This is a genomic window from Xanthobacter sp. BG11Y11_SDJG, from assembly GCF_057364445.1.
Map to the genome: position 1 here is coordinate 1 of NZ_JBNFNU010000238.1, position 6,610 is coordinate 6,610.

Genomic DNA, 6,610 nt, shown 5'->3' on the forward strand with positions numbered 1-6,610 from the left:
CCGGGCGGAGGGCTCCGAGGGGCGCGGACGAGGGCGGGGCCGGCGGACGCGGCTTCCGTCACATGATGAGGTCGGGCCGGGCCGGGCGGGGGGCGCCCGGCGGGGTCGAGGCCGTTCTTGGCTTCTTCTTCGTCGATGGTCTCGCGGGCGATGCGGAAGGCGTCGGAGCGCCGCCGGCAGCCCGCAATAGATGGCGATCTGCAGCAGGACTTCGCGGATCTCCTCCGGCGACATGCCGTTGTTGAGCGCGCCGCGCACGTGCAGCTTCAATTCGTGCGGGCGGTTGAGGGCCGAGATGGCGGCGAGGTTGATGATGGAGCGGTCGCGGCGCGAGAGGCCCTCGCGGTTCCACACCTCGCCCCAGCAATAGCGCGTCACCAGTTCCTGCAGCGGACGGGTGAACTCGGTCATCTCGGCGAGCGACTTGTCCACATAGGCGGAGCCCACCACCTCGCGGCGAGTCTTCAGGCCCTTTTCGTAAAGATCGTCGGTCATGGGGGTCCTTCCTCGGAAACGGGGTCCTTCGGTCCGACGCCGAGCGCCGCGCGGCCGCCGTGTCGATATGGGCAAGCGCGATGCGCCGGGCCTCCGCGGCGTCCCGGCGCTTCAGCGCCGCGGCGAGGGCATGAATCTCGGCGATGCTGGCCTTGGCCCTGAGCGGCTGCGACAGCGAGGCGAAGCGCAGGCGGTTGATGCGGGTGTTGAGGCGCGAGAGCAGCTCGAGCACGATGAAATTGTCGGCGCCCGCGCACAGCACCTCGTAGAGGTCCGCCTTGGCGGTGATGATGCGCTCGATCACACCCTCGGCGTAGGCGCTTGCGAGATCGGCCACCGCCACATCCAGCCGCGCCATGGCGTCGGCATCCGCATGGCGCGCGAACTGCTCCACCAGCAGGCCCTCCAGCACCCCGCGCACGGCATAGATGTTGCGGGCCTCCTGGGGCGAAATGGCCGTGACGACGAGGCCCTTCGAGCCGTTGGTGACGAGGCCCTCGGCCTCCAGCTCGCGCAGGGATTCGCGCAGCGAGGTGCGGCTCACGTAGAGTTCCGCGCACAGGTCCTTCTCCACCAGCCGGCTGCCGGGCGCGAGCGCGCCCGTCTCGATGGCACGCCGCAGCGCGGACGTGATCTTGCGCCGGAGCGGCGCGGCCTCCTGGCGGACCGGACCGAGACCATGGACTGGCTTGTTCATCGCTTCATTCGCCGCCGGGCAGCGTCCTCCGATTGCCGTGGCCCATCATGCAATCTTCTCCACCTGCCGGGCCAGGAACGGCTCGATCGCCGCGTGGAATCCCTCGGGATTGTCGAGGTTGGCGAGGTGGGCCGCCTCGGGGATCACCTTGAGGTCGGCGCCCGGCACGAGGCGCGCGATCTCCTCGGACATGGCCGGCGGGGTGCGCGTGTCCTGCGCGCCCACCACCACGCGCACCGGCACGGCGATCTGCGCCATGAGCGCGGCCACGTCCGCGGTGAACACCGTGCGGGCGATCTCCAGATAGGTCTCCCGGCTCATGCCGGCGACGCTGGCGACGAGCGCCTCCATGTGGGGCGCCGGCGCGTTCCGGTGCAGCGTGCCCTGGGCATAGGAGGTCGCATAATCGTGCATGGAGACCTTGGCGAGGGTCTCCTCCAGGCCCTTCACGCGCGCCGCGCCGGCCTCGCCCTGGCGGGCGAAGCTGTCGGCGATGACGAGGCTCGCGAACGCCTCGGGGGCCTTGGAATACATGAGCGCGGCAATCGGCCCGCCCATGGAGATGGCGATCACGTGCGCCGGCCCGGTGCCGAGCGCCTTCAGCGCGGCGACGAGATCGGCGGCGATGTTCTGGATCGTCACCGGCCCGTTGTGGGTCGAGGCGCCGTGGCCGCGCGCGTCGAACGCGATCACGTCGAAGCGGTCCGAGAAGTGGGCGATTTCGCCGGCCCACATCCAGGCCCCCGTGCCGAGGCTGTGGATGAGGAGCAGCGGCGGCCCCTTGCCGGCGCGATGAAAAGCGAGCGTCTCGCCGTTGACGTCGATCTTGGGCATCAGGCGTCTCCCGGAGAGGACAGGACCACGGACAGAAGGTTGCCCGCCATGCGCGCCGCCGCGTGCGGATCCATGTGGGGCGCGACCGACATGTATTCCTTCACCGCGCACAGCGACGGCCGGGTGCGGTCGGTCATGGCGGCGAGCGTCGCCGCCACCGCCGCGCCGAGGTCGGCGGCCGGCACCACCTCGCTCAGAAGACCGAGGGAGAGCGCTTCGGCGGCGCCGATCCGGCGGCGGGTATAGACGAGGTGGAGAGCGCGCTTCGGCGGCACCTTGCCGAGGATCGCCGAAATGGCGAGGGTGGGCGGCAGGTTGGTGTCCATCTCCGGCATGGAGAACACCGCGCTCTCGCTGGCGATGGCGAGGTCGCACTGGCCGACGAATGCGCAGCCGAAGCCCTTCGCCTCGCCCTGCACCGCGGCGATCACCGGCACCGGGGTCGCGCGCACGTCCGCATAGAGGTCGAGGATCGGCTGGGTCACGTTCTCGCGCACGGCAAGCGCGCTCTTGGGCGCGGCGGCGGGCGGAGCGGGCGTGCGGCCGAGGCAGAAGGCTGCGCCCTCGGCCCGCACCAGCACCACCTTGGTGTCCCGGTCCTCGCCGAGCGCGCGGATGGCCCGGCCCAGCGCGCGCACCTCGGCGGCGGTCAGGCGGTTGCCGTCGTCGGGGCGGCTGAGCGTGACGATGCCGACGGCGCCGTCGCGCGAGAGGGTGAAGGCGTCGGTGTCGGTCATCGGGCGTCCCTTCGGGCCTGCGCGTCCTTCACGAGCATGGCGATGGTTTCGGGCAGCATGGGCGCGTCGAGGATCTTCACGCCGAACGGCGAGAGCGCATCCTCGATGGCGGAGGCGATGGCGGCGGCGGCGGGGATCGTGCCGCCCTCGCCCGCGCCCTTCACGCCCAGGGGATTGAGCGGGGAGGGCGATTCCATGTGGACGATCTCCACGTTCGGCACGTTGCCGGCGTCGGGCAGGAGATAGTCGGCGAGCGAGGTGGTCTGCGGGTTGCCGGCCTCGTCGTAGCGCATGCGCTCCAGAATCGCGTTGCCGATGCCGTGGGCGACGCCGCCCTGAATCTGGCCGTCCACCAGCAGCGGATTGATGACCCGCCCGCAATCGTGCGCCACGACGTAGCGCGTCACCTTCACGAGGCCGGTCTCCGGGTCCACCTCCACCTCGGCCACATGGCTGCCGTTGGAATAGGCCGCCTGGGGCGGGGCGAAGAAGCTGGTCGCCTCCAGGCCCGGCTCGATGCCGCGCGGCAGCGAGAAGCCGGGGCGTCCGGACGACATCTTGGCGATCTCGCGGAAGCTGATCTGCCCGCCCTGGGAGCCCATGACCCGCGCCACGCCGCCGGAAAGCTCGATGTCGTCCAGCTCGGCGTCGAGCACGGCGGCGGCGATCTGCCGGAGCTTCAGCGCCAGCGTCTGGGAGGAGGTGCCGACCGCCGAGCCCGCATTCACCATCAGGCGGCTCGCGAACGCGCCGACGCCCACCGAGACCGAGGCGGTGTCGCCCACCTCCACGTCCACTTCGTCGACCTCGACGCCAAAGGCGTCGGCGGCGATCTGGGCCAGCACCGTGCGGTGCCCCTGGCCCTGGGAGGCGGCGCCGGTGCGCAGCAGGATGCGGCCCGAGGGCAGAAGGCGCGCGGTGGCGCCCTCGAACGGCCCGAGCCCGGTGCCCTCCACATAATTGGCAAGCCCGATGCCGAGATGCCGCCCTTCGGCGCGGGCCTTGGCGCGTCGCGCCTCGAAGCCGGCCCAGTCGGCTGTGTCGAGCGCCATCTGCTGGCACTGGGGATAGTCGCCGCTGTCATAGGTCAGCGGCTGGCCGTCGCGATAGATCAGACCCACCTTGTAGGGCATGGCCTCCGGCGGGATGAGGTTGCGGCGGCGGATTTCCGCCCGGTCGAGGCCGAGCACCTGCGCGCCCGGTCGAGCAGGCGCTCCACCGTCGAACACCGCCTGCGGCCGGCCGGCGCCGCGCATGGCGAGGTGGAGATCTTGTTGGTGAACACCACCGAGGTGTCGAGCCTGTAGGCCGGCACCACATAGGGGCCGGGGAAGGTGGTGGCCGAGATGTAGGGCATGATGATGCCCCACGGCAGGAACGCGCCGGTGTCGTGCAGCAGCGTGCCGCGCAAACCGAGGATGCGGCCGTCCGCGTCGAGCGCCATCCTAACGCTCCAGAGCTGGTCGCGCTCCTGGGCGGTGGACATCATGTGCTCGCGCCGGTCCTCGATCCACTTGACCGGCCGGCCGAGCACCTGGGCGCAGTAAGGGATGACGATCTCTTCCGGATAGGTCAGCAGCTTCGGCCCGAAGCCGCCGCCCACGTCCGGCGCGATCACCCGCACCTGGGTATCGGCGATGTCGAACATCTCGACGATGGCGCGCTTGATGCCGTGCGGCGCCTGGGTGGCAGACCACACGGTAAAGTTGTCGCCGGCGCGGTCGTACTGCGCCAGCACGGCGCGCGGCTCCAGCGGGCAGCCGGTGCCGCGATGCTGGAAATAGTCCTCGGCGATGACGTGGGCGGCGCCGGCGAAGGCGCGCTCGATGTCGCCGTATTCGTTGACCCATTTGGCGGCGAGGTTGTCGGCCACCGAGGTCTGGGCGAGCGGGCTCTCGGGCGCGAGCGCGGTGCGGCAGTCCACCACCGCGGGCAAAGGATCGTACTCCACCAGCACCTGCTCGGCGGCGTCCTCGGCCAGCGCGCGGGTGTCGGCCACCACCACGGCGACGGCCTCGCCGCAAAAGCACACCTCCTCGGCGGCGAGCGGGAACTGGGTGAGCGGATGGCGGATGGCTGGGGCCGGCACATCGAGCGGCAGGCGCTTGTCGCGCCAGGCCGCCGGCAAGTCGGCGGCGGTCAGCACCAGGTGCACGCCGGCCATCTCCTTCGCCGCCGAGGCGTCGATGGAGACGATGCGGGCATGGGCGAAGGGCGAGCGCACAAAGGCGGTGCTCAGCGTCTCCTTCAGCTGGATGTCGTCGGTGAAGCGGCCGGCACCGGTGATGAGGGCGCCGTCCTCCACCCGCTTGATGGGGGCGCCGAAGAAGCGGGTGGTCATGCCGCGCTCTCCCTTGCCGAGGCGCCGCGTGCGGCCTCGTTTTTCCACGCCTTGAGCAGCGGGGCGGCCTTGAGGGCGGCGCGGATGATGCCGGCATAGCCGGTGCAGCGGCACAGGTTGCCGGACAGCTCCTCGCGCAGCATCTCCTCGCTCGGCTCGGGATGCTCCTCCAGGATCTGCATCAAAGTGGTGAGCATGCCGGGAGTGCAGAAACCGCACTGGAGCGCGTGGAACTCGCGGAATGCCTCCTGGAGCGGGCTCAGCCGCTCGGCCTGCGCGAGGCCCTCGACGGTGATCACGTCCGCGCCGTCCGCCTGCACCGCCAGCATCAGGCAGCCGCGCACCGCGCGCCCGTCCACCAGCACCGAGCAGGCGCCGCACACCCCGTGCTCGCAGCCGAGATGGGTGCCGGTGAGGCCGAGGTCGTGGCGCAGGAAGTCGGCGAGGTGGGTGCGGGGCTCCACCGCCCGCTCATAGGGCGTCCCGTTGACGGTGACGCGGATCGAAACGGCACTCATTGGACTTTCCCGTGGCTGGCGCGGGCGCGGGCTTCGGTCAAGGCGCGGCGGGTGAGGACGCCGGCGAGGTGGCGGCGGTAGGTCTCGCTCGCCAGCGCATCGGACATGGCCTCCTGGCGGCCGGCCATCTCGGCGACCGCGGCGATGGCCTCGGGCTCGGCGGCGGTGCCGACGAGCAGCGCCTCGCCCTCCGCGAGGCGCTGCGGGGCGATGCCCATGCCGCACAGGACGATGCGGGCGTCATTCACCTTGCCGGCGCCGTCGAGCGCGAGCGTCGTGCCCACCGCGACCACGGCGAAGTCGCCGTGGCGCTGGGCGAATTCGAGGAAGCTCCAGCCGTGGCCGGCGGCCGGCGGCGCGAGCGTGACGCCGACGATCATCTCGTCCGGGTCGAGGTTCGGGGTCATGTAGCCCTGGGGAAAATCGGCGATGGCGACATCGCGCGGCCCCCTCTTGCTCTCCACATGGATGGTGGCGTCGAGCAGAGTGGCGATGCCGAACAGCTCGGCCGCCGGGTCCATGTGGCCGAGGCTGCCGCCGATGGTGCCGCGGTTGCGGGTGTGCAGGTGGCCGACGAAGTTGAGCGCCGCCGAGACGATGGGCAGGCGCGCCTTGAGGGCCCCATTTTCGAGGATGTCGCGCTGCCGGGTCATGGCGCCGATGCGCACGGTGTCGCCGACCGCGATGCCGGCGAGGTCGTCCACCCGGTTGATGTCGATGAGGTGGTCGACGAAGGCGTAGCGCATGTTGAGCATCGCCACCAGCGACTGGCCGCCGGCGAGGAGCTTCGCGCCCTCAAGGGTCTGGAGCATGTCCAGCGCCTCGGCGCGGGTCGCCGGGCGGTGATAGTCGAAACGCGCCGCCTTCACCGGCGGTCCCCCTTGCCAAAGGCGGATGCCACGAGGCCTACGAGCGACTTCCACATCAGCGTGAAGACCGAGATGGCGGGCGCCGGTGCTGCGGCGGGGGGCGGCGGCGGCGCGGCGGC

At 71.2% G+C, this 6,610-nt stretch carries 6 protein-coding genes and 2 pseudogenes; all 8 read right to left on the minus strand.

Annotation, left to right across the window (positions count from 1 at the left end; translation table 11 throughout):
* Positions 1–128: 128 nt before the first annotated feature.
* A pseudogene (locus AC2W7M_RS17095) lies at positions 129–495 on the minus strand (carboxymuconolactone decarboxylase family protein); the annotation flags it as partial.
* A gap of 73 nt (positions 496–568) precedes the next feature.
* Positions 569–1,192, minus strand: a pseudogene (locus AC2W7M_RS17100) (GntR family transcriptional regulator); the annotation flags it as partial.
* Between the two features lie 45 nt (positions 1,193–1,237).
* The gene (locus AC2W7M_RS17105) at positions 1,238–2,026 is read right to left on the minus strand and encodes an alpha/beta fold hydrolase (protein WP_486133517.1); all 789 of its coding nucleotides are present in this window, start codon (positions 2,024–2,026) and stop codon (positions 1,238–1,240) included.
* Positions 2,026–2,763 carry an enoyl-CoA hydratase/isomerase family protein gene (locus tag AC2W7M_RS17110; RefSeq protein WP_486133518.1) on the minus strand — a complete coding sequence of 246 codons (738 nt, stop codon included), beginning with the start codon at positions 2,761–2,763 and terminating at the stop codon, positions 2,026–2,028. Before AC2W7M_RS17110 ends, AC2W7M_RS17105 begins: the two co-directional genes overlap by 1 nt.
* Positions 2,760–3,953, minus strand: a complete 1,194-nt coding sequence (locus AC2W7M_RS17115) for a xanthine dehydrogenase family protein molybdopterin-binding subunit (RefSeq protein ID WP_486133520.1) — start codon at positions 3,951–3,953, stop codon at positions 2,760–2,762. The genes AC2W7M_RS17110 and AC2W7M_RS17115 overlap by 4 nt, the downstream gene beginning before the upstream one ends.
* A complete protein-coding gene (locus tag AC2W7M_RS17120; RefSeq protein WP_486133522.1) occupies positions 3,875–5,104 on the minus strand; it encodes a xanthine dehydrogenase family protein molybdopterin-binding subunit in 1,230 nt (409 codons plus the stop codon). Before AC2W7M_RS17120 ends, AC2W7M_RS17115 begins: the two co-directional genes overlap by 79 nt.
* The gene (locus AC2W7M_RS17125) at positions 5,101–5,622 is read right to left on the minus strand and encodes a (2Fe-2S)-binding protein (RefSeq protein ID WP_486133523.1); all 522 of its coding nucleotides are present in this window, start codon (positions 5,620–5,622) and stop codon (positions 5,101–5,103) included. Before AC2W7M_RS17125 ends, AC2W7M_RS17120 begins: the two co-directional genes overlap by 4 nt.
* A complete protein-coding gene (locus tag AC2W7M_RS17130; protein ID WP_486133525.1) occupies positions 5,619–6,491 on the minus strand; it encodes an FAD binding domain-containing protein in 873 nt (290 codons plus the stop codon). The genes AC2W7M_RS17125 and AC2W7M_RS17130 overlap by 4 nt, the downstream gene beginning before the upstream one ends.
* Positions 6,492–6,610 lie beyond the last annotated feature (119 nt).

Excerpts from the sequence above, each read along its gene's own strand:
- AC2W7M_RS17105 (WP_486133517.1), bottom strand. The coding sequence starts at position 2,026 with ATGCCCAAGATCGACGTCAACGGCGAGACGCTCGCTTTTCATCGCGCC.
- AC2W7M_RS17110 (WP_486133518.1), bottom strand. The coding sequence starts at position 2,763 with ATGACCGACACCGACGCCTTCACCCTCTCGCGCGACGGCGCCGTCGGC.
- AC2W7M_RS17120 (WP_486133522.1), bottom strand. The coding sequence starts at position 5,104 with ATGACCACCCGCTTCTTCGGCGCCCCCATCAAGCGGGTGGAGGACGGC.
- AC2W7M_RS17125 (WP_486133523.1), bottom strand. The coding sequence starts at position 5,622 with ATGAGTGCCGTTTCGATCCGCGTCACCGTCAACGGGACGCCCTATGAG.